This window comes from Tabrizicola sp. (genome assembly GCF_031377265.1).
Taxonomy (GTDB): domain Bacteria; phylum Pseudomonadota; class Alphaproteobacteria; order Rhodobacterales; family Rhodobacteraceae; genus JAUYQR01.
Genome location: NZ_JANMET010000259.1, coordinates 1 through 19,485, shown reverse-complemented (window position 1 = coordinate 19,485; position 19,485 = coordinate 1). Strand labels below are relative to the sequence as shown.

Here is a 19,485-nt window from a genome sequence, read left to right as displayed (position 1 = left end):
AAGTTGGAGTGCATCGGGCTCATCTGCGCGCCGCCTTTGGTGGCCCCGCGCATTCCGGCCTCGTCAATCACCTTCCATGCCTTCAGGTCCTGGCTGTCGCCTGCCTGCCCGGTGCTGGAATATCCTGCGGGATTGCGGAAGGTTGACCCCGCCGAACGGTCTTTGGTCGGCTGCGAGGCGTCGCGCCGGGCGATCTGATCGTCCATCCTGGCCCCAAGCGTCACCGGATCACCCTTTGCCGCGCGAAAGGTGGCGCCAATGATCACCCAGCCTTCGGGCAGCTCGGACTGCCGATAGCCCAGGTTCAGCGCCTTGGCGGACATCTCCCGAACCTCGCCCTGCCGGGTGATCACCCGCGCCGACACCAGATGATCGGCCACATAAGACCCATAGCATCCCGCGTTCATCCGCACCGCACCGCCAACGGACCCCGGAATGGTGCGCAGAAACGTCAGGTCCAACCCGGCCTCCGCCGCTTTGCGCGCCACATGCGCATCCAGCGCAGCCGCACCAGCGATGACCGTATCATCCCGGATCTCGATCGTGTTGAACCCCCGACCCAGCCGGATCACCACAGCCCTGAGGCCACCATCCCGCACGATAAGGTTGGACCCGACGCCGATCGGAAACACCTTAACCGTAGGGTCAACCGCGGCCAGAAAGCTGCGAAGATCATCCTCGTCCGCCGGTTGAAACAGCCAATCCGCCGGGCCACCGACGCGCAACCAGGTCAGGTCGGCAAGCGGCCGGTTCGCCGTCAAAGTGCCGCGCGGGGTTGGAAGATCGATCACCATGGCCGTTTTGGTAAAGCCGCCGGGCGTGGCAGGCAAGGGGCGGCGTTACGCCTGCCTATCGCCCTTGAACGCAGCAATCATCAGACCAAGGCCGCCGCCAACCGCCGCTGGCAGCGCAAAGAACGCGGCGTATGCGTACCAATCAAGGCTGCTGATCCCGTTCTTGTTCGCCGCAATTGCGATTAACACCATGAACACGACTACCGCCAGAACGGGCACTGAGCAGGCAAGTCGCCTGGCACCCCGTCGCGCCAAAAGATAAGACAGCAAACCCGCCGCGAACAGGATCACACCTGCCACAACCGACAGGCTCTCGATCTCACCCACCAGACCGATCCTTTGCCCCAATAGTCATGGCTTGCCCGAACCGTGCTTGTTCCGCGACATCACTTGCAGCACGATCCCGATGCCAGCACCCACCAACGTGGGTAGCGCAAAGACCACCGCGCCGGCGGCAAGGCCAAGACCCTCGTGAAACCCCATTCCTTCGGCTTTCCACAACAAACTGAGGGCACCCAACAGCGCCAGCAACGGGATCGTCAAAGCCCAGCGCACACCGTAACGCGCCGCGACAAGCCATGAAACCGCGGCAGCCACGGCCCCCGCAACCACAGCCATGGCAACAAGATGACCATACATATCAGCCGCTCCTCGCCCCGAGCTGGCGCTTGACCCAGCGCCACAGATAGACCAGCGGCCAGCGCAACACCGACGCCCCGGCCGCCACCACGATCATGCCGATGATCGGACCGCTTTCATAGGTGACCCAACCCACCAGCGGAATTCCGACCGCGATCAGCACATATGCAGCACGCCAGTGTTTGTCGCGCGATGGGAACATGGCGATGGCATTGGCAAGGATCAGCCAGATCAGGCACAGGACCAGCGGCGCCATCATTTCTTCAACTCGGGCGGCAGGTCAGCCGAAAGTCCAAGCATCTTGCGCAGGTAATACAAAAGCGGGCGGCGAAACATCGACAGAAACGCGAAAAGGCCAATCGCCAGCCAGATCCAGCCATGCACGAACGCAATCCACCCAAGCAGAAAAGGCGCTGCAATCAGCAACAGCGACCCCGGCAGCATCTGCCGCTTCATCGGCAGCATGGCGACGATTGCGGCGGCAACCACCCACAAACAGCCAAGGATCAGTGGTGCGGTCACGCGGCCTGTCCGATCAGTCTGGCCGGCAGGGCGTTCGCCCAGGTGGTAATCGTGCCGGCCCCAAGACAGACCACCATGTCACCGGGCCGCGCCACATCCCGCACCAAGGCCGCCAGATCCGCTTCATCCGTGATTGCGCGGGCATCGCGGTGGCCATGCGCGATCAAGGCTGCAACCAGATCATCGCGCGAAGCACCCGGAATGGGGTCTTCGCCTGCGGCATAGACCTCGGCGATGGCGACCACGTCGGCATCATTGAAACAGGTGCAGAAATCATCGAACAGATTGGACAGACGGGTATAGCGGTGCGGCTGGTGGACCGCGATGATCCGGCCCTTGGTGGCCTGACGGGCGGCCTTCAGCACTGCTGCGATTTCGACCGGATGATGGCCGTAATCATCGATGATGGTCACCCCATTCACCTCGCCCACCCGGGTAAAGCGGCGGTTGACCCCGGCAAAACCGGCCAAGGCTTCGCGGATCTCGCTGCGCTTCATGCCAAGGTGGCGGGCGACAGCGACCGCCGCCAGCGCGTTCGAGACGTTGTGATCGCCCGGCATTGGCAGGGTACAGCCTTCGATCAGGCTGTCTTCGGCCTGCAAGGCAATGTCGAAATGCGCCACGCCGTTCTCATAGGTCAGGTTCTGCGCCCGCACATCGGCCTGCGCGTTGAAGCCAAACGTGACCACGCGCCGATCCGTCACCCGGCCGACAAGCGCCTGAACCTCGGGGTGATCGGTGCAACACACCGCCAACCCATAGAACGGAATGTTGGACACGAAATCGAGAAAGCCCTTCCGCAGCGCATCGAAGGTGCCCCAGTGTTCCATATGTTCCGGGTCGATGTTGGTGACGATGGCGATGGTGGCGGGCAAGCGGTTGAACGATCCGTCAGATTCGTCGGCCTCGACCACCATCCACTCGCCCGCGCCCGCACGGGCGTTGGAACCATAGGCGTGGATCACCCCGCCGTTGATGACCGTCGGATCGAACCCGCCGCGATCCAGAAGGGTGGCCACCATCGTCGTGGTCGTGGTCTTGCCATGCGTCCCCGCGATGGCGATGTTCGACCGCATCCGCATCAGTTCGGCCAGCATTTCGGCGCGGCGCACCACCGGCAGCTTGCGACGGCGGGCCTCTTCCAGTTCCGGGTTGCCCTTCTTGATCGCCGAAGAGATGACGACAACCGCCGCGTCGCCGATGTTCTTGGCAGCCTGCCCCTCGAACACAGTGGCCCCCAGCGAAACCAGCCGGTCGGTGATCTTGCTGGCTTTGGCGTCAGACCCCTGCACCCGGTAGCCCAACGTCATCAACACTTCGGCAATGCCCGACATGCCGATACCGCCGATCCCGACAAAGTGGATCGGCCCCAGTTCCATCGGCAGTTTGGTGGCGGCATTCATTTCACGCGTCCTTCGCAAGATCTTGGACAAGGGCCACAAGCCGCTCTGTCGCATCCGGGCGCCCCTGCCCCAGCGCGTTGCGGGCCATGCGTCCTGCAGCATCGGGCTGGCCCAGCACGGTCGCCATGTGCAGGCTGAGGGTCTGGGCGTCAAGCGCCTTTTCCGGGATCAGGATTGCGGCCTCGGCATCGACCAGCCCGCGTGCATTGGCCGTCTGGTGGTCGCCGGTGGCTGCGGCGAACGGGATCAGGATGGCAGGCCGTCCGATGACCGAAATGTCGGCAATCGACGACGCACCTGATCGCGAGATGACCAGCTGCGCCTCCGACAGGCGGCGCGGAATGTCGGCGAAAAACGGTTCTACCTCTGCCGAAACGCCCGCCGCCTCATATGCTGCGGTTACCCTTTCGGCATCTTCGGTGCGGGCCTGATGGGCCACCCGAAGACGGCTGAGAATGGCGTCGGGCAGGGCTGCCACGGCGGCAGGCACCACGTCCGACAACACCCGCGCCCCTTGGCTGCCACCAATGACCATCAGGCTCATCGGGTAATCCCCCGGCGGAATGTAGCCTGCGCCTGCCCGGTCCAGCACCGCCTGACGCACCGGATTGCCGGTGTGTTCACCCGTCACCCCCGCTGGCAAGGCCGTGGGCCAGGTGCCACAAGCAACCTTGTGAACACGGGGCGCAAAGATCTGGTTCACCCGGCCCAGAACGCCGTTCTGTTCGTGGATCATCCGGGGCAGGCGCAGCAGGAACGCCGCCGTCAGCGCCGGTATCGAAGGATATCCGCCAAAGCCCACCACCACCGCAGGCCTGTCGCGCAGCATCGACCAGACTGCCCCGATAACGCCGCCCGCGATGCGAAATGGCACCAACAGCTTGGCCAGCACCCCGCCACGCGCGAAGGTGGCAGAGCCCATCTGTTCAATCACCACTTCGGCCGGAAACCCGCCCGCATAGCGCGCGCCGCGCGCATCGGTTGACAGCTTTACCCGCCAGCCGCGCTTTACCATCGCTTCGGCAAGCGCCTGCGCGGGGAACATATGCCCCCCCGTGCCCCCCGCCGCGATGAGCAACAGCCGTCCCATCACCGCCCCCGTTTGAACACGTCGCTGATCTGGCCGCGCGTGCGGGCGCGGGTCAGCGCCAGCAGCATTCCCATGGTGATCCCCGCCGCGATGACCGATGACCCTCCGTAAGACACGAATGGCAATGTCATCCCCTTGGCGGGCAGCAGACGCACCGCAACCCCCATGTTGATCATCGCCTGAGCGCCGAAGATGCAGGCCAGACCCGCGCCCGCCAGCCGGGTAAACGGGTCGCGCTCATGCATCAGGCGCAGCAAGGACCGCACCACGATCAGTCCGTACAGCGCCAGGATGATCAGCACCAGGATCAGCCCGTATTCCTCGGCCGCGACCGCGATGATAAAGTCGGTATGGGCGTCCGGCAGTGACCATTTCACCTGCCCCTCGCCGACGCCGACGCCAAAGAACCCGCCTTCCTGAATGGCATTGGCGGCATAGCCAAGCTGGGTGCGCGGGTCGACATCGGGGCTGAGAAAGCCGTCAATCCGGCGCGCAAAATGTTCGCTGGATTCGTAGAACACGAAACCGCTTGCCGCTACGATCCCGCCCACCACAACGATCAGCGTCATCGGTGCGCCGCCGACAAAGTAGATCACCCCCCAGGCAAAGATGACCAGCGCCGCCTGACCAAAATCCGGCTGCATCGCCAGAAAGCCCACAACGATCATCGCAATCGCAAACGACACCGTCTTGCCGGGCGGGCCGTTGATGTCTTGCGATGCGGCGATCAGCCAGGCGGTGACCACGACGAACCCGGGCTTCAGAAACTCCGACGGCTGCACCGAGGCAAAGCCCAGACTGAACCAGCGGACAGCGCCCTTGCCGAAATCGGTGCCAAGCACCGGCAGCAGCATCAACGCCACCATCGAAACCGCAAACCCCAGCACGCCGATCCGGCGCACCATATCCGGCGACATCATCGATATGGCGATCATCACCGTCAGCGCGACACCGCCGAAGAACGCCTGCCGTTGCACATAGTAATAAGGTTCCAGCCCGTTTCGGGTGGCCAGCGGCACCGAGGCGGCAAGGGCAAGCAAAAGCCCGATGCCGAACATGACGAAGACCGAAGTCAGCGTCCATTTGTCGATGGTGCGCCACCAACGGGGAAGTACCGGCTCCGTCACCCGAACGGGATTGGAGCCATAGACCATCTCAGTCATGGGTAACCGCCTGAATTCGCCTGCTCTGCCTTCTCGCCCGGATGTATCCCCCAGGTCATGGCGCAAAGATTAGCGAAGAACACGCGCTGTGGCCAGCAAGAAAGCATGCCTTGCCCTTGCCCGTTTCGCAGGATTGGCTAGTGTTTGTCAGACGGGGTAGTGATCCCGCTCGCCCAACCGGGATACGCGCCATGTCGTTCCAGGCCTTTCTGTTCGTTGCAACAGTGGCGATCCTTCTGGTTCGGTGGGTGCTGTACGCCATTTACGAAGAAACGGACGACGGGCCGTCGTTCTTTGTCTTCATGGTTGACCGGAACAGCTATCCCGAAGACCGCTTTCGTCACCTCACCACGGCGATGATCGTCGTGGCGATCATCATTGGATACTTCGTGGTCGAATAGACCTGCATATCCGGCCCCCGGCGTTAGCCCAACCGATAGACCCGACGCGCCGTCCCTTGCCCGATCGCGAACTGTTCATCCGCCGACAGCCCCGCCAACAGCGCCCGCGTCATGTCGATCCACCCCGGCAAGCCCGCGCCAAGGTTGACCACCGGCCAGTCGCCGCCCCACAGCATCCGGTCCGGGCCGAACGCCCGCAGCAGGTGATCCACATAAGGCTGCAGCAGCGCCACCGAGGCGGTTCCGGGTGCGCAGTAGGTGGTGATGCCGGAAAACTTGACCACGATGTTCGGAAAGGCGGCCATCACGTCGATGCCGCGCGCCCATTCGTCAAATGCCCCAGCCGCCACATCCGGCACGCCGCAATGATCAAGGATGTAACTTTGGTCCGGGCAGGCACGCACCAGTGCGGCACCAATCGGTATCAGCTGGCGCGCCAGAAAGTTGAGGTCGAACGAAAACCCTGCCATACCAATCTTGCGCAGATTTCGCCGGAACGTCTCGCTTTGCGACACATCGTCGGGCACCACATGCAGGATGCGCCGGAACCCCACGGTATTCAGCCCCGCAGCCTCTTCTAGCCAGCCATCAAAGCCATCGTCCCACTCAGGCCGGATCGAGGCGATCTGGCCCAGCATGCCGTCCGTGCCGACCATCCCCGCAACCATCCGCGCTTCCGCCTGATAGTCGGCATCGTCAACGCCGGTTTCCATGAAGACCGTGCCGATCACGCCCTTGCCCGCCGTCAGCCCGGCATAATCCGCGCGGGTGAAATCGCCGGTGGCAAGTGCCGGCAAATCCTGCGTCCAGGCATAGCCGATCCGGTCGCGCAGGATCAGATGCTGGTGGGTGTCGATCAGGTCCATGGCGCGGCCTTTCTATACGGTGACGATCCGGTAATCGGCGACAGCGCTTTGCGTGCGCACCAGCCGCCCGTTCGGCAGGTCATTGTCTTCCAGCTTGCGCTGGATCTCGGCCCCGGTCAGCCCAAACCGGTTCCATCGCCCCGTCAGCCGCGACCGCAGCAGACCCTCGGCAACATCCAGCATGACAGTCACGTCAAACAGCGGTCGCAGCCGGGCCCAGGGATCACTTTGCAGCAACAGGTAGTTGCCCTCGACGATGATCACCGGCACTGCTGCACTGATCAGCCGTGCACCGGCCCGGGCAATTTCGATCTTGCGGTCAAACACTGGCACCGCAACCGAAACTTCGTCCCGTGCCCGCATCCGCCGCAGCACATGGTAAAGCCCATCCACATCAAACGTGTGCGGCGCACCTTTGCGGGCCAAAAGGCCTGCCGGACCAAGATAAAGGTCGTCGTAATGATACCCGTCCATCGGCAGCACGGCAGCCATCTCTGGCCTGACAGCGTTCAGCTTGCCAGCCAGTTTTTCCGCGATCGTCGATTTCCCTGATCCCGGCGCCCCGACCACTGCGGCAATCACCCTGCCCTTCTCGGCACGGCGTTCCAGAATGGTGGCGAGATCCGCAATCTCGATCGTTTCGGACTTCACAACCTACGCCCCTCTGCACGCACGCCTGCCAGAGAATTCATGTCGCCAAAGCTCAAGGCGGCGCAACCCCGAACTGCGTGATTACCGTGCAGCGGTCGCTGCATTGAGGCAACCCTTGGTGGACCCAGAGCAACACTTGAAAAAAAGACTCAAATCTTTGACTGTCAACCAATCAGTGATGATGCCACTCTGACCCGGCAACAGGAGGTTTGTCCCATGCGCACCATCCTTACATCGACCGTCGTCGCACTAACCGTGTCTGCCGCACCCGCGCTCGCGCAGGAACTGCTGGTTTATGGCGGAGGCGAGCTTGAGCGGCTGTTCGACCCGAACGGCGACGGCAGTGGCGACACCACCACCCTGTCGGCCTATATCGAGGCCGAACGGCAGGGCCTGTATGGCGGCCTTGCGGTCGAAATCGCCAACGACTCCGACGCCAACGAGATTGATCCCTACATCGGCTATCGCGGCGCAACCGACGGCGGCTTCAGCTACGGGATCGTCTACACCTACTACTATTTGCCCAACGTCGATGACGCCAACTATTCCGAACTCACCCTGTCGTTCGGCCAAACCCTTGGCGACAAGGCGGCGGTGACCACCGATCTTTACTACTACCCGGATGACAGCACCAAAAGCGCCTATGTCGGCCTGGAATTCTATGCCAGCGATACCATCACGCTGTCGGCCAACTATGGTGTCTACGAGGTGGACGGCGCATCGAACGAGCAGGAATGGGATGTGGGCGCCAGCTACAACTTCACCGACGAGGCTGCGGTTGATCTGCGCTACTATGATGGGTCCGACTATGTGGACAGCTACATCGGCCTGTCTCTGACCTTCGACACGACAATCCTCGGCGGCTGATCAGGCGCGACGCACCAGCGCCTGAAACCGCTCTTTCCGCGCGGCAAGATGCGCAGCCAGCATCGGGTCCGGGTCAATCACCGCACGCGTCGGCGGCTTGATGTACAGCGCGTCGGTGCTGCCCGTCGCTGCGGCAATCGCCAGCCGTGCCGCACCGCCCGGACCGGCGAAATCGGCCCCTTCCGGCAAGGCCACGGGTCGGTCAAGCGCGCTGGCCAGCAGCCGCATCCAAAGGGGCGACCGCGTGCCCCCACCCACGGCGACCACGTCGCCAACCGCAACCCCGACGGCCTGCTGCGCCATGATGCAGCTTTCGATCTGCAGCGCCACGCCCTCCATCGTCGCATAGGCCAGCATCGCCGCATCGACACCGGGGTGCAGCCCGGTCATCTGGCCGGTCGCGCCGGGGCGGTTTGTTGGCGTACGAATGCCATTCAGGCAGGGCAGAAACAGCGGCGCCTCGGCAATCCGGCCGGTGTTTGCAAAGGCTTCGGCCCGCGCTGCCAGATCGGCCACCGTGGTGCCTGCGATCCGGGCGGTCCAGTCCAGTGCGGCGGTGGCCGCCATCACCACGCCCATCGACAGGAAACACTCCGGCGCGGCATGGGCCGACGTCAGGATCGCAACCTCCGGCCCCGGATGAAACGCCGCGTCGACCAGACAGGCCACCGCCGAGGTGCCCACCGTAACCACGGCATCACCGGGCCGCGCGCCCCCCGCACCCAGTGTCGACCCCATGTTGTCGCCGGCCCCGGCGGCAACCGGCGTTCCCGGCCGCAATCCCCAACGCCGCGCCAAAGCCGGCCGCAGCCCGCCTGCGGCACCCCAGGAGGTGATCAGCGGCGGCAAATGCTCCGGGTCCCAACCGATTGCGGCGCACAACCCGGCATCCCACTGCCCGCTGCGGCAATCCAGAAGCTGGGTGCCCCCGGCATCGGTGGCCTCGCTCGCCACCTCGCCGGTCAGGGCCAGACGCACGTAATCCTTGGTCAACAGCAGCATCCGGGCGCGGGCCATCACCGCAGGCTCGTGCCGCGCCAGCCACAGCAGTTTCGGCGCCGTGATGCCGGGGTCGGGCGTGCCATTGGTGCGGCTGCCGATATCGGGCACCGCGGCCAGCAATTCGGCGCATTCGGCAATCGCCCGCTGGTCGTTCCACAGCATCGCTGGCCGCAGTGGACGCAGGTCCGGCCCCAGTACCAGCGCCGCCAGCATCTGCCCGGAAAGACCGATGCCCGCCACCGCCGCCATCGCGTCAGGCTGCGCCTCCGCCAGATCGTCAAGGCAAGCCCAGACCGCGCCCACCCACAGATCGGGGTCCTGTTCCGACCACCCCACCTGCGGGATGGAAACCGCCACCGGGCGCACCGCCTGCGCCACGGCCCGCGTCGCATCCTCCATCAGCACCGCCTTGATGCCCGAGGTGCCAAGGTCGATCCCGATGGTCAGCATCAGCGCGGCCCCGCCAGCAAGGCCCGCGCCGTGGCCTCATCGGTCACGAACGTATCTACCACACCGCGCCGCAGGATCGCACGGTTGACGGCCACCTTGTGTGGCCCGCCTGCGGCAAGGATCACGTTCGGGATGCCCGCCAGATCGTCCAGCCCGATGCCGATCACCCGCTCGTTGATCTTGTGGGCCAGAGGCTGGCCTTCGGCGTCGATCACGGTGCCAAGCACATCGCCGACCCCACCCATGGCGACCAATTCCTCGACCGTCACATCCTTGGGCATCCCGTCGCGCATCAACAGCGATCGTGGCGACAGATCGCCCGCCGCCATCGCCATCGCATCCACCCCGCGCAGCTTTTCCAGCACCTCGCGGAACACGTCCAGTTGCATGATCGTATCGCGGCTTTCCCGGCTGCCGGCATACAAAGGTGCGGTGAAATAGCTGTGCTGCGCGCCCAACAGATCAGCCAGCCGCGTGGTGATCTCAAAGCTGTTCAGATCCGACCCGCGCGTCAGGCCGCCCATTACCGAGATTACCTCCAGATCCGGCCGGCTCATCGCCGCGACATAGCGGGTGGCAAGGTTCAGCGTGCCGCCCCACGACATGCCGAACAACTTCACTGCCGGGTCGGCCAGCACCTCGCTCAACAGATGGCCAAGCGCCGCGCCAGTGACCTTTTGCACATCTCCGGGGTCCATCGGCGCGGGGGCGACGTAGGCTTGCGTCAAGCCAAACCGCGCCATCAACGCAGCCTCAAGTTCCGCGCAGGCGGCATACGAGGTGTTGAAACTGATCCGCACCAGCCCGCGCAAATGCGCCTCAGACAGCGCCTTGTTCACGCGCAGCCGTGTGGCACCCAGCTTGTCGGCGACCTTTTCCTGCGTCAGCCCCTCGACGTAATAGGCCCAGGCGACCTGCGCCAGAAACCGCTCTTCGGTATCAATCTGCGGCAGTTTCGGCGCGCGGGCCATCGGGAACCTTTACTTTACCGCGCCCATGGTCAGGCCGCGCACCAGGTGTTTCGACGCCAGCAGTGCAAAGATCAAGACCGGGATCACGATCAGCGTCGAAGTGGCCATGATCTTTCCGTAGGGCACGTCGTAACCTTCCATGAACGTGACCGCCATTGCCGGCGCGGTTTTCGCGGCCTTCGGGGCAAGGATGTAGGCGAACAGGAGTTCGTTCCACGAAAAGATGAACGACAGGATCGAACTGACCGCCACCCCCGGCATCGCCAGCGGCAGGCAGATCGACCGAAAGATGCGGAACTGGCTGGCACCTTCCAGCATCGCCGCTTCGTCCAGCTCGCGCGGAATCGAACGGAACTGGTCGGTGCAGATCCAGATCACGATAGGCAGGGTGAAGGTCAGATACATCAGGATCAGCGCCAGATGCGTGTCGCGCAGCCCCAGCTCGCGGCTGATCAGGAACACCGGAAAGGCCAGCACCACCGGGCTGACGAACCGGTTGGTGATGAACCAGAACCACAGATCCTGCTTGCCGCGAAACTCGAACCGCGCCAGCGCATAGGCGGCGGGGCAGCCCAGCAGCACCGCCAGCGCCGTGGTGCAGGTCGCCACGATGATGGAATTGATCAGCGCCACGCCGACGCGGTCCTCGAACAGCACCTCCCAGTAATTCGCCAGCGTCGGGGTGAACCACCAGACCGGCGGCGATTGCAGGGCCACGATCTGGGTCTTCAGGCTGGTCGTCACCATCCAGTAGAACGGAAAGATGCAGAAAGCGCAGATGAGGATGAGGAGGATCGCCTCCCCCGCCAGATTGCGGGCCTGAACCGGGGCGGCCATCAGCGCACCTCGCGGTAGAAAAAGCGGATGTAGGCGCGGGCCAGGACAATGGTGATCGCCAGCATGATGATGGACTGCGCCGATGCCAGGCCGATGTCGAACTGCCGGTTGCCGACCCGTTCGATCAGCACCGCGATAAACTCGGTCGCCGACCCCGGCCCACCGCGCGTCATGGTAAAGGGCATGTCAAACAGCTTCAACGTATCCGCCGTGCGCAGGATCAGAACCGCCACCAGCGACGGGATCAGAAATGGCAACTGCACGTAGCGCAGCACCGTCCAATTCGACTTCGTCTCCAACTGCGCCGCCTCCTCGATCTCGGGCGGCACGGTGGCCAATCCCGCCAGCAGCACCAGCGCGACAAACGGGGTCCATTGCCAGATATCCCACAGGATCACCGCGATGAATGCATTTGTCGGGTCACCGATGAAATTGATCGGATCAACCCCGATCCAACCCAGCATCTGATTGATCACGCCGTATTTCTGGTTCAACATCACCTGCGCCAGCAATCCGACCACCGCATAGGTCGTGGCCATCGGCAACACCAGCGACAGCCGCGTCAGCGTCTTCCAGACCGTCAGCCCGGGCCGGTGCAGCACCAGCGCGATCACCAGGCCCAGCGCGATCTGCACCGGCACCGCGATCAGGAACAGCGTGGCGGTCCGCCCCATCGCCTGCCAGAACACCGGGTCGGTCAGCACGAAGGCGTAATTGTCCAGACCAACGAACCTCTGCTGCGCCAGCTTGGTCAGATTGAAGTAATGCAGGCTTTTCCAGACGGCGAACAGCAAGGGCGCGATGCCCACGATGACAAGGGCAAACACAGCCGGGCCAAGGAAGGCCGCAATCGTCCTGCGGCGGACGGGGAAACTCATCAAAGGCTCCGGTCGGGGTGAGGAAACCCCGGCCTGACCGGCCGGGGCGCGGATGCAACCTGCATCATGCGGGAGGAAACTTTATTGGGCCAGCGGCTTCTTGCCGTCGTAGTATCCGGCGTCGGCCAGCACGGCCTCCATCTTGTCGCCGATCATCTTTGCCCCTTCCTCGATGCTGACTTCGCCCAGCATCATCTTGGTGCCCCATTCCTGCACGATCTCGGTGATCGCGGGCCACTCGGCAAAGCGTGGACGGAACTCCGGCACGCCCTCTTTCCACGATTCCACCAGCGCGGGAATGAACTTGTAGGTCGCAGCCAGCGCCGGATCGGCATAGGCCGACTGCCGTGCCGGAACGCCACCCATTTCCAGGTATTGCCCGGCCTTGGCCTTCGACGTCACCCACTGGATGAACAGCCATCCGGCGGCCTTTTCGGCGTCATCGGCCTGCGCGGCCACGGCCAGTGAGAAGCCGCCCAAAGCTGGTTTACGGCCCGCAGGTCCGGTCGGTTCCGGAGCGATTTCAACGCAGTCCGCAACCGTCGATGTCTCGGGGCTGACCACGGTCGAATAGAAGGCCGACCATTCGGTGATCATCGCCACATCGCCTTGCGCAAAGGCGTTGACCGTTTCGGAGTGGTCATAGGCGACGATGCCTTCGGGCATGAACTTCATCAGATCCTGCCGAAACTTCAGCCCCGCCTGGCTTTCCGGCGACATCAGGTTCGACCTGAATTCCGCGTTCAGGAAAGACCCGCCAAACGGCCACAAGAACCGCGCAAAGCTGTCTGCCGACTGCGTCTCGTTGCGCTTTGATTGCAACGCATAGGCGTACTTGCCATCCTTCGTCAGGGCCGGGCCGTAGGTGTCCATAACCTCAGCCCAAGTGGCTGGCGGCTTGTCGAAACCGGCGGCTTCCAGCATGCATTTGTTGTAGAACAGCAGCCCGGAATAGTTGTCGAACGGCAGTCCGTAGTTCACCCCGTTCCACGACCCGAAAGCGTCCAGCACCAGCGGGAAGAAGTCCGCCATATCAAGGTCGGGATCGGCAAGTTCGGGGTTGCTGATGAAGGTATCAGATGGCACCAGCCAGCCGTTTTCCGCAAAGTTGCCGATCCAGACAAGGTCGATCAGCGCTACATCCAGATCCCCACCGGCCACGAAATCGCGGACCTGCTCACCCAGCGCATTCTCATACGGCACAGTGGTGTAGTTGACCTTGATCCCGGTTGCCGCCTCAAACTCCGGCAGCATCTTGATCGCGGCATTGTAGCCCGGCCGGTCAAGGAACAGCACCTCAAGCTCGGTCCCCGCAAAGGGTTTCGCGGCCTCTTCCAGCGACCATGCGGCCGCCTGCCCCGCCACGCCAAGGCTGGCCGTGGCCGCCAGCGCCAGCGCACTGACCTCAGTCTTGAATTTCATGGTAACCTCCCATTGGTTTCAGCGTTTGACGGTTGACTTCCATTTGTAACGCTGCAGATATAAATGTATCGAAACGTCAGCGAGTCAACCGGGAAAATTGCGGCCACCCGGTAAAGTCAGGCGTATGGGAAGGAAACGGCATGGCCGAAGTCAGGCTTTCGGGCGTGAACAAGTTCTACGGCGCGCAACAGGCGCTGCACGATGTGACGCTGGACATCGCGGATGGCGAGTTTGCGGTTTTTGTCGGCCCGTCCGGCTGTGGCAAGTCCACGCTGCTGCGCTCGATTGCGGGTCTCGAAGCGATCTCTGGCGGCACGATTTCCATCGGCGGCAGAGATGTCAGCACCTTGGCCCCGTCCGACCGCGACGTGGCCATGGTGTTCCAGTCCTACGCACTTTATCCGCACATGACGGTGCAGGAAAACATGGAATTCGGCATGAAGGTCAACAAGGTGCCACAGACGGAACGCCACGCCCGCGTGGCCGAAGCGTCGCGTATCCTGCAGCTTGACCCCTATCTTGACCGCAAGCCCGGTCAGTTGTCTGGCGGCCAGCGCCAGCGTGTGGCGATCGGGCGGGCCATTGTGAAGGAACCGAAAGCCTTCCTGTTCGACGAACCGCTGTCCAACCTTGACGCAAAGCTGCGCGTTCAGATGCGGGTCGAGCTTGAGGCGCTGCACCGCGACCTGAAAGCCACGATGATCTATGTGACCCATGATCAGGTCGAGGCGATGACGATGGCCGACAAGATCGTCGTCCTGAACGCCGGCCGGATCGAGCAGGTGGGCACCCCGATGGACCTGTATCACCGCCCCGCCAACATCTTCGTCGCCGGTTTCATCGGGGCCCCGGCGATGAACTTTCTTGACGTGACCCTCACGAACAACACCGCTGCACACGGCGATGAACCTCTCGGGCCGGCGCCCGATGGCACGGTTCACCTCGGCATCCGCCCGGAACACATCACCCTCTCGCCCGCCGGTCAGGGCCAGATGGCGGCCAGCGTTCTGTTGCGCGAAACGCTGGGGGGCGACGCGTATCTTTACGTCCGCACCCGCGCTGGCGCACAGATGGTCGTGCGCGCCGAAGGCGATACGGCGTTGGATCACGGGGCCGAGGTCGGCCTTGATCTGCCCGCCGCCCGTCTGCACTATTTCGCTGCCGACGGCCGCAGTCTCGGGGCCATTGCATGACAGATCTGATCGCGCAAGCCGTTGCCCGGTCGGCCAATGTGGCCGAAATCGCCCTTGGTCGCGGGGTTCTGGCGGACGCCGGCGCGATCTACGCCCGTCACTTCAACGGCCCCGCCTGCCTGTTCGCCGATGACCGTGGCTGGTCCGCCGCAGGTCCGGCAGTGGAGGCGGCGCTCAACGCTGCAGGCATCAAGACCCGCCGCCACGTCATCGCCGCCACGCCGCGCCCAAAGCCGACGACCGACCTTGCCGACAGCCTCGGCGCGGTCCTGCGCGCGGGCGAGACCCCCGTCGCCATCGGTTCGGGCGTGATGAATGATGTGGTGAAATACGCGGCTTTCCAGCGCGCCATCCCCTACCTTTGCGTGGCAACCGCCGCCTCGATGGACGGCTACACCTCGGCAGGCGCACCTCTTTCAGAGAACGGGTTCAAGAAGACCATCCCCTGCCGCCCCGCCAAGGTGCTGATCGCCGACCTTGACGTGATCTGCGCCGCGCCGCCCGAAATGACCGGCTGGGGCTACGGCGATCTTGCCGGAAAGGTGCCCGCGGGCGGCGACTGGATGATCGCCGATGCGTTGGGGATCGAGGCCATCGACGACGTCGCCTGGCCTTTGGTGCAGGGTGGCCTGGCCGGCTGGCTCGCCCACCCCAAACGCATCCGGGCGGGCGACCCGGCGGCAATCGAAGGGCTGTTCGTTGGCCTCACCCTCGTTGGTCTGGCGATGGAGGCGCATGGCTCCTCGCGCCCCGCTTCGGGGGCGGATCACCAGATCGCCCACTTGTGGGAGATGGATGACCTGACCTTCGCCGGCGAACGCGTCAGCCACGGCGCCTGCGTCGCGGTCGGCTGCGTCACCACGCTGCGGATGTTCGACTGGCTTCTGAGCCAACCCCGCCGCTTTGACCCGGACAGGCCCGGCCTGACCATGGCGATGAAGGTGACCGAGATTCGTGCGCGTTTCGGCCCCGGCGAAATCGCCGATCGCGCCATCGCCGAAACCGAAGCCAAACATGTCGAAGGGCCCGCCCTGCGCGACCGGCTGCACCGGCTCACCACCGTCTGGCCCGACCTTTCCGCCCGCCTGCGCGCCCGGCTGATGCCCGCCGTCAGCATGGTGCAAGCGCTCTCAGCCGCTGGTGCGCCGTCCGATGCCGCCGACATCGGCGTCAGCCACGATTACCTGCACACCACCATCCTGAAAGCCCGCTTCCTGCGCAGCCGCTACACCCTGCTTGATCTGCTGGACGAAACCGGGCTTCTGCCGCAGGCTGCTGAGGCTGGCCTGGGAAAAAGGGGGGACCCATGACGCTTGCAACCCTTGCCGCCCGCGCAGCCGATGAAATCCGCGCCGCCGTGGCCGCAATCGACCCTGCCGCAATGGACGGCATGGTCCACGACATCGCCGCCGCCCGCCGCATCGCCTGCTACGGCGTCGGGCGCGAAGGGCTGATGATGCGGGCGCTGGCGATGCGGCTGTATCACCTGGGGCTGGATGCACATGTGGTGGGCGACATGTCCTGCCCGCCCCTCGGCCCCGGTGATCTGCTGATCACCAGCGCAGGTCCCGGCGGGTTTTCCACCGTGAACGGCCTCACCCAAGTGGCCCGCACCGCTGGCGCGCGCGTAGCCTGCGTCACCGCGCAAGCCCAAGGCACCGCCCCGCAATCCGCCGACCGCATCTTCCTGATCCCCGCGCAAACCATGGCGAGCGATCAGACCGGCGCAACCTCGGTCCTGCCAATGGGCTCGCTGTTCGAAGGCGCGCAATACCTCGCCTTCGAACTCCTGATCCTGCGCCTGCGCGATCACCTGGGCATTGCCCCTGAAACCATGCGCGCCCGCCACACCAATCTGGAGTAAGCCATGGGCTGGCAAGACCGCTTCTCGCTGCACGGCCGCAAGGCGCTGATCACCGGCGCCTCCAAAGGCATTGGCGCCGAAATCGCGGCGGTGTTTGCCGAGGCCGGGGCCGATATCGTCGCCCTTGGCCGCGATGCCGACGACCTCGCCGCCACCGCCGTCACCGTCCGCGCCCATGGCCGCCGCTGCCTGACCCTGACCGCCGAGATGGCCAGCCCGACCGAGCCGGTTCTGGCCTGCGAACGCGCGCTGTCCGAATGGGGCACCATCGACATACTGGTGAACTCCGCCGGCATGGCCAATGTCGCCCCCGCCCTCGACTTCACCACCGAGGCGTGGGACCTGATGATGGCCGTCAACCTGCGCGCGCCGTTCCTGACCGCGCGCACCCTTGCCCCTGCGATGATCGCCCAAGCCTGGGGCAAGATCATCAACATCTCCTCGCAAACCGGCGTCATCGCGCTGGATGATCACGCGGCCTACGCAAGCTCCAAGGGCGGCCTCAACGCCCTAACCAAATCGCTGTGCGCCGAATGGGCGCGCCACAACGTGCAGGTCAACGCGATCTGCCCGACCGTGGTGATGACGCCGATGGGCAAAAAGGTCTGGGGCGCGCCCGAAAAGGGTGATCCGTTCCGCACCGCCACCCCAGCCCGCCGCTTTGCCGAACCCGTCGAAATCGCCGACGCGGCGCTCTACCTCGCCTCCGATGCCTCGGCCATGGTCAACGGCGCGCTGTTGATGGTGGAAGGCGGTTTCACCAGTGTTTGACCTGACCACCGAAGCGGCCTTCGCGCGCTACGAGGCCGTGCGCCGCCGCCTGCCCACCGCCACCTTTCCCGCCACCAGCCTGCACGCCGACACCCTTGCCGATGTCGCCGACCGCTGGGATGGCTTTGTCCTTGACGCGTTTGGCGTGGTGAACGTCGGCGACCTGCCGATCCCCGGCGCGGTCGCCCGCATGGCGCAGTTGCGCGCGATGGGCAAACGCCTGTGCGTCCTGACCAACGCCGCCTCCTACCCCCGCAGCGAGGCTTTGCGCAAATACCACCGCCTCGGCTTTGACTTCGCCGCCGATGAGGTCGTCTCCTCCCGCGACATCGCCGCAACCGCGCTTGCCCACATCGCCGACGGCGCGTATTGGGGCGCAATCGCTGCCGAAGGCGATAGTTTCGCCGACCTGCCCGCGCGCGTGACCGACCTGCACGACACCAAAGACTGGTCCGGCATCGACGCCTTTCTCTACCTTTCCACCGCCCGCTGGACGCCGGACCTGCATGAAAAACTCCTGCACGCGATGCACCAAAACCCCCGCCCGCTTGTCATCGCCAACCCCGACCTTGTCGCCCCCCGCGAAGGTGGCCTGTCCACCGAACCGGGCTTTTGGGCGCATGACATCGCCGACCGCACGGGCGCGACGCTGCACTGGTGCGGCAAACCCTTCCCCGACGCGCACCACGAGGCCGCAGCCCGCAGCGGCCTCGCCCCCCACCGCCTCGCCATGGTCGGTGACACACTGCACACCGACACACTTGGCGGGCGTGCCGCAGGCATGGGCACCGTCCTTGTCACCGCCCACGGCCTGTTTGCCGGGCGCGACACCGCCCCCTTTATCTCCGCCTCCGGCATCATCCCCGACGTCATCATCACCACCACCTGAGAGGTCATCATGCGCGGCTTTGGCATCCACTCTTCCATCTGGACCATGCGCTGGACACCGCAAGCCGCCGAGGCTGCGGTAGCCGAGGCCACCCGCCACGGCTTTGACTTTGTCGAAGTGGCACTGCTCGATCCGCCCATCGTCGACGCCGCCCATTCCCGCGCGCTGTTTGACCGGGCGGGGATCAGCGCCGTCTGCTCGCTCGGTTTGCCTGAAAGCCACTGGCCCTCGCGCGATCCGCAAAAGGGGATCGAATTTCTGGCCATGGCACTGGACAAGACCGCCGCCATGGGGGCACTGGCGCTGACCGGGGTTACCTATGGCGGCATCGGCGAACGCTCCGGCCTGCCACCGACCACGGTGGAGCTGGACAACGTTGCACTCTGCCTCTCGGCGGCAGCAAAACACGCCAAGCGCCTTGGCATCGCCTTCGGCATCGAACCGGTGAACCGTTACGAGACGCATCTGATCAACACCGGCTGGCAGGCGGCGGCAATGCTGGACCGGGTTGGGGCGGACAATCTGTTCATCCACCTCGATACCTATCACATGAACATCGAAGAAAAGGGCGCGGCCAACGGCATCCTCGCCGCGCGCGACCATCTGCGCTACATCCACCTGTCGGAAAGCGACCGTGGCACACCCGGCCATGGCACCTGCGACTGGGACGAGATCTTTGCCGCCCTGGCCGCCATCGGGTTCACCGGCGGTCTGGCGATGGAAAGCTTCATCAACATGCCACCGGAATTGGCCTGGGGCCTGTCAGTCTGGCGGCCAGTGGCCGACAGCACCGATCAGGTGATCGGCGAAGG

The 19,485-nt window shown here is 64.4% G+C and carries 23 protein-coding genes; 8 read left to right on the top strand and 15 right to left on the bottom strand.

Annotation, left to right across the window (positions count from 1 at the left end; genetic code table 11):
* The 8 genes from murB to RMO18_RS14875 all read right to left on the bottom strand — a co-directional run.
* On the bottom strand, positions 1–794 hold a 794-nt coding region (gene murB / locus RMO18_RS14910), incomplete at its 3' end, for a UDP-N-acetylmuramate dehydrogenase (protein ID WP_309666946.1).
* A 45-nt stretch (positions 795–839) separates the two neighbouring features.
* Positions 840–1,121, bottom strand: coding sequence for a hypothetical protein (locus tag RMO18_RS14905; RefSeq protein ID WP_309666945.1), 282 nt, complete (start codon positions 1,119–1,121; stop codon positions 840–842).
* A gap of 24 nt (positions 1,122–1,145) precedes the next feature.
* Positions 1,146–1,433, bottom strand: coding sequence for a hypothetical protein (locus RMO18_RS14900; RefSeq protein ID WP_309666943.1), 288 nt, complete (start codon positions 1,431–1,433; stop codon positions 1,146–1,148).
* 1 nt (position 1,434) lies between these two features.
* Positions 1,435–1,689, bottom strand: a complete 255-nt coding sequence (locus tag RMO18_RS14895; RefSeq protein WP_405054085.1) for a DUF2484 family protein — start codon at positions 1,687–1,689, stop codon at positions 1,435–1,437.
* Entirely contained in the window at positions 1,689–1,955 is a 267-nt protein-coding gene (locus RMO18_RS14890; RefSeq protein WP_309666941.1) for a DUF2484 family protein, read from the bottom strand. The genes RMO18_RS14895 and RMO18_RS14890 overlap by 1 nt, the downstream gene beginning before the upstream one ends.
* Positions 1,952–3,358 (bottom strand): UDP-N-acetylmuramate--L-alanine ligase, encoded by a 1,407-nt coding sequence (murC, locus tag RMO18_RS14885; protein WP_309666940.1) that lies wholly within the window; start codon positions 3,356–3,358, stop codon positions 1,952–1,954. The genes RMO18_RS14890 and murC overlap by 4 nt, the downstream gene beginning before the upstream one ends.
* Before the next feature lies 1 nt (position 3,359).
* The gene (locus RMO18_RS14880) at positions 3,360–4,448 is read right to left on the bottom strand and encodes a UDP-N-acetylglucosamine--N-acetylmuramyl-(pentapeptide) pyrophosphoryl-undecaprenol N-acetylglucosamine transferase (RefSeq protein WP_309666939.1); all 1,089 of its coding nucleotides are present in this window, start codon (positions 4,446–4,448) and stop codon (positions 3,360–3,362) included.
* A complete protein-coding gene (locus tag RMO18_RS14875) occupies positions 4,448–5,611 on the bottom strand; it encodes a putative peptidoglycan glycosyltransferase FtsW (RefSeq protein WP_309666937.1) in 1,164 nt (387 codons plus the stop codon). The genes RMO18_RS14880 and RMO18_RS14875 overlap by 1 nt, the downstream gene beginning before the upstream one ends.
* A gap of 191 nt (positions 5,612–5,802) precedes the next feature.
* On the opposite strand from RMO18_RS14875, the gene RMO18_RS14870 reads away from it, so the two are divergent.
* Positions 5,803–6,012 (top strand): hypothetical protein, encoded by a 210-nt coding sequence (locus RMO18_RS14870; protein ID WP_309666936.1) that lies wholly within the window; start codon positions 5,803–5,805, stop codon positions 6,010–6,012.
* Between the two features lie 23 nt (positions 6,013–6,035).
* Here RMO18_RS14870 and RMO18_RS14865 read toward each other — a convergent pair whose 3' ends face one another.
* A complete protein-coding gene (locus RMO18_RS14865; RefSeq protein WP_309666934.1) occupies positions 6,036–6,878 on the bottom strand; it encodes an amidohydrolase in 843 nt (280 codons plus the stop codon).
* A 12-nt stretch (positions 6,879–6,890) separates the two neighbouring features.
* Positions 6,891–7,529 carry a nucleoside/nucleotide kinase family protein gene (locus tag RMO18_RS14860; protein WP_309666933.1) on the bottom strand — a complete coding sequence of 213 codons (639 nt, stop codon included), beginning with the start codon at positions 7,527–7,529 and terminating at the stop codon, positions 6,891–6,893.
* Positions 7,530–7,745: 216 nt separating this feature from the next.
* Between RMO18_RS14860 and RMO18_RS14855 the strand changes: the two genes are divergently transcribed.
* Entirely contained in the window at positions 7,746–8,396 is a 651-nt protein-coding gene (locus RMO18_RS14855; protein WP_309666932.1) for a hypothetical protein, read from the top strand.
* Here RMO18_RS14855 and RMO18_RS14850 read toward each other — a convergent pair whose 3' ends face one another.
* The 5 genes from RMO18_RS14850 to RMO18_RS14830 form a co-directional block, all read right to left on the bottom strand.
* A complete protein-coding gene (locus RMO18_RS14850) occupies positions 8,397–9,848 on the bottom strand; it encodes an FGGY family carbohydrate kinase (RefSeq protein ID WP_309666931.1) in 1,452 nt (483 codons plus the stop codon).
* Positions 9,848–10,819: a sugar-binding domain-containing protein gene (locus tag RMO18_RS14845; RefSeq protein ID WP_309666929.1), complete on the bottom strand. Its 972-nt coding sequence runs from the start codon at positions 10,817–10,819 to the stop codon at positions 9,848–9,850. Before RMO18_RS14845 ends, RMO18_RS14850 begins: the two co-directional genes overlap by 1 nt.
* Positions 10,820–10,828: 9 nt before the next feature.
* Positions 10,829–11,656: a carbohydrate ABC transporter permease gene (locus tag RMO18_RS14840; RefSeq protein ID WP_309666928.1), complete on the bottom strand. Its 828-nt coding sequence runs from the start codon at positions 11,654–11,656 to the stop codon at positions 10,829–10,831.
* The gene (locus RMO18_RS14835) at positions 11,656–12,534 is read right to left on the bottom strand and encodes a sugar ABC transporter permease (protein WP_309666927.1); all 879 of its coding nucleotides are present in this window, start codon (positions 12,532–12,534) and stop codon (positions 11,656–11,658) included. The genes RMO18_RS14840 and RMO18_RS14835 overlap by 1 nt, the downstream gene beginning before the upstream one ends.
* An 81-nt stretch (positions 12,535–12,615) precedes the next feature.
* Positions 12,616–13,956: a sugar ABC transporter substrate-binding protein gene (locus tag RMO18_RS14830; RefSeq protein WP_309666925.1), complete on the bottom strand. Its 1,341-nt coding sequence runs from the start codon at positions 13,954–13,956 to the stop codon at positions 12,616–12,618.
* Between the two features lie 140 nt (positions 13,957–14,096).
* Here RMO18_RS14830 and RMO18_RS14825 point away from each other — a divergent pair, with 140 nt between their 5' ends.
* The 6 genes from RMO18_RS14825 to RMO18_RS14800 all read left to right on the top strand — a co-directional run.
* Complete coding sequence (locus tag RMO18_RS14825; RefSeq protein ID WP_309666923.1) at positions 14,097–15,149, top strand: sn-glycerol-3-phosphate ABC transporter ATP-binding protein UgpC; 1,053 nt, start codon at positions 14,097–14,099, stop codon at positions 15,147–15,149.
* On the top strand, positions 15,146–16,459 hold the full coding sequence (locus RMO18_RS14820; protein WP_309666921.1) for a sn-glycerol-1-phosphate dehydrogenase: 1,314 nt from the start codon (positions 15,146–15,148) through the stop codon (positions 16,457–16,459). Before RMO18_RS14825 ends, RMO18_RS14820 begins: the two co-directional genes overlap by 4 nt.
* Complete coding sequence (locus RMO18_RS14815) at positions 16,456–17,013, top strand: SIS domain-containing protein (RefSeq protein ID WP_309666919.1); 558 nt, start codon at positions 16,456–16,458, stop codon at positions 17,011–17,013. The genes RMO18_RS14820 and RMO18_RS14815 overlap by 4 nt, the downstream gene beginning before the upstream one ends.
* 3 nt (positions 17,014–17,016) lie before the next feature.
* Positions 17,017–17,784 (top strand): glucose 1-dehydrogenase, encoded by a 768-nt coding sequence (locus RMO18_RS14810; protein ID WP_309666917.1) that lies wholly within the window; start codon positions 17,017–17,019, stop codon positions 17,782–17,784.
* Positions 17,777–18,673 (top strand): HAD family hydrolase, encoded by an 897-nt coding sequence (locus tag RMO18_RS14805; RefSeq protein ID WP_309666916.1) that lies wholly within the window; start codon positions 17,777–17,779, stop codon positions 18,671–18,673. The genes RMO18_RS14810 and RMO18_RS14805 overlap by 8 nt, the downstream gene beginning before the upstream one ends.
* A 45-nt stretch (positions 18,674–18,718) precedes the next feature.
* Positions 18,719–19,485: sugar phosphate isomerase/epimerase (locus tag RMO18_RS14800; RefSeq protein WP_309666915.1), on the top strand; the 767-nt coding region annotated here is incomplete at its 3' end.

What these genes read in the sequence shown, in the direction of transcription:
- RMO18_RS14875 (WP_309666937.1), bottom strand. Translation starts at nt 5,611, where the DNA reads ATGACTGAGATGGTCTATGGCTCCAATCCCGTTCGGGTGACGGAGCCG.
- RMO18_RS14815 (WP_309666919.1), top strand. Translation starts at nt 16,456, where the DNA reads ATGACGCTTGCAACCCTTGCCGCCCGCGCAGCCGATGAAATCCGCGCC.
- RMO18_RS14870 (WP_309666936.1), top strand. Translation starts at nt 5,803, where the DNA reads ATGTCGTTCCAGGCCTTTCTGTTCGTTGCAACAGTGGCGATCCTTCTG.
- RMO18_RS14835 (WP_309666927.1), bottom strand. Translation starts at nt 12,534, where the DNA reads ATGAGTTTCCCCGTCCGCCGCAGGACGATTGCGGCCTTCCTTGGCCCG.
- RMO18_RS14840 (WP_309666928.1), bottom strand. Translation starts at nt 11,656, where the DNA reads ATGGCCGCCCCGGTTCAGGCCCGCAATCTGGCGGGGGAGGCGATCCTC.
- RMO18_RS14850 (WP_309666931.1), bottom strand. Translation starts at nt 9,848, where the DNA reads ATGCTGACCATCGGGATCGACCTTGGCACCTCGGGCATCAAGGCGGTG.
- RMO18_RS14820 (WP_309666921.1), top strand. Translation starts at nt 15,146, where the DNA reads ATGACAGATCTGATCGCGCAAGCCGTTGCCCGGTCGGCCAATGTGGCC.
- RMO18_RS14865 (WP_309666934.1), bottom strand. Translation starts at nt 6,878, where the DNA reads ATGGACCTGATCGACACCCACCAGCATCTGATCCTGCGCGACCGGATC.
- RMO18_RS14895 (WP_405054085.1), bottom strand. Translation starts at nt 1,689, where the DNA reads ATGGCGCCGCTGGTCCTGTGCCTGATCTGGCTGATCCTTGCCAATGCC.
- RMO18_RS14830 (WP_309666925.1), bottom strand. Translation starts at nt 13,956, where the DNA reads ATGAAATTCAAGACTGAGGTCAGTGCGCTGGCGCTGGCGGCCACGGCC.
- RMO18_RS14900 (WP_309666943.1), bottom strand. Translation starts at nt 1,433, where the DNA reads ATGTATGGTCATCTTGTTGCCATGGCTGTGGTTGCGGGGGCCGTGGCT.
- murC (WP_309666940.1), bottom strand. Translation starts at nt 3,358, where the DNA reads ATGAATGCCGCCACCAAACTGCCGATGGAACTGGGGCCGATCCACTTT.
- RMO18_RS14810 (WP_309666917.1), top strand. Translation starts at nt 17,017, where the DNA reads ATGGGCTGGCAAGACCGCTTCTCGCTGCACGGCCGCAAGGCGCTGATC.
- RMO18_RS14855 (WP_309666932.1), top strand. Translation starts at nt 7,746, where the DNA reads ATGCGCACCATCCTTACATCGACCGTCGTCGCACTAACCGTGTCTGCC.
- RMO18_RS14825 (WP_309666923.1), top strand. Translation starts at nt 14,097, where the DNA reads ATGGCCGAAGTCAGGCTTTCGGGCGTGAACAAGTTCTACGGCGCGCAA.
- RMO18_RS14880 (WP_309666939.1), bottom strand. Translation starts at nt 4,448, where the DNA reads ATGGGACGGCTGTTGCTCATCGCGGCGGGGGGCACGGGGGGGCATATG.
- RMO18_RS14845 (WP_309666929.1), bottom strand. Translation starts at nt 10,819, where the DNA reads ATGGCCCGCGCGCCGAAACTGCCGCAGATTGATACCGAAGAGCGGTTT.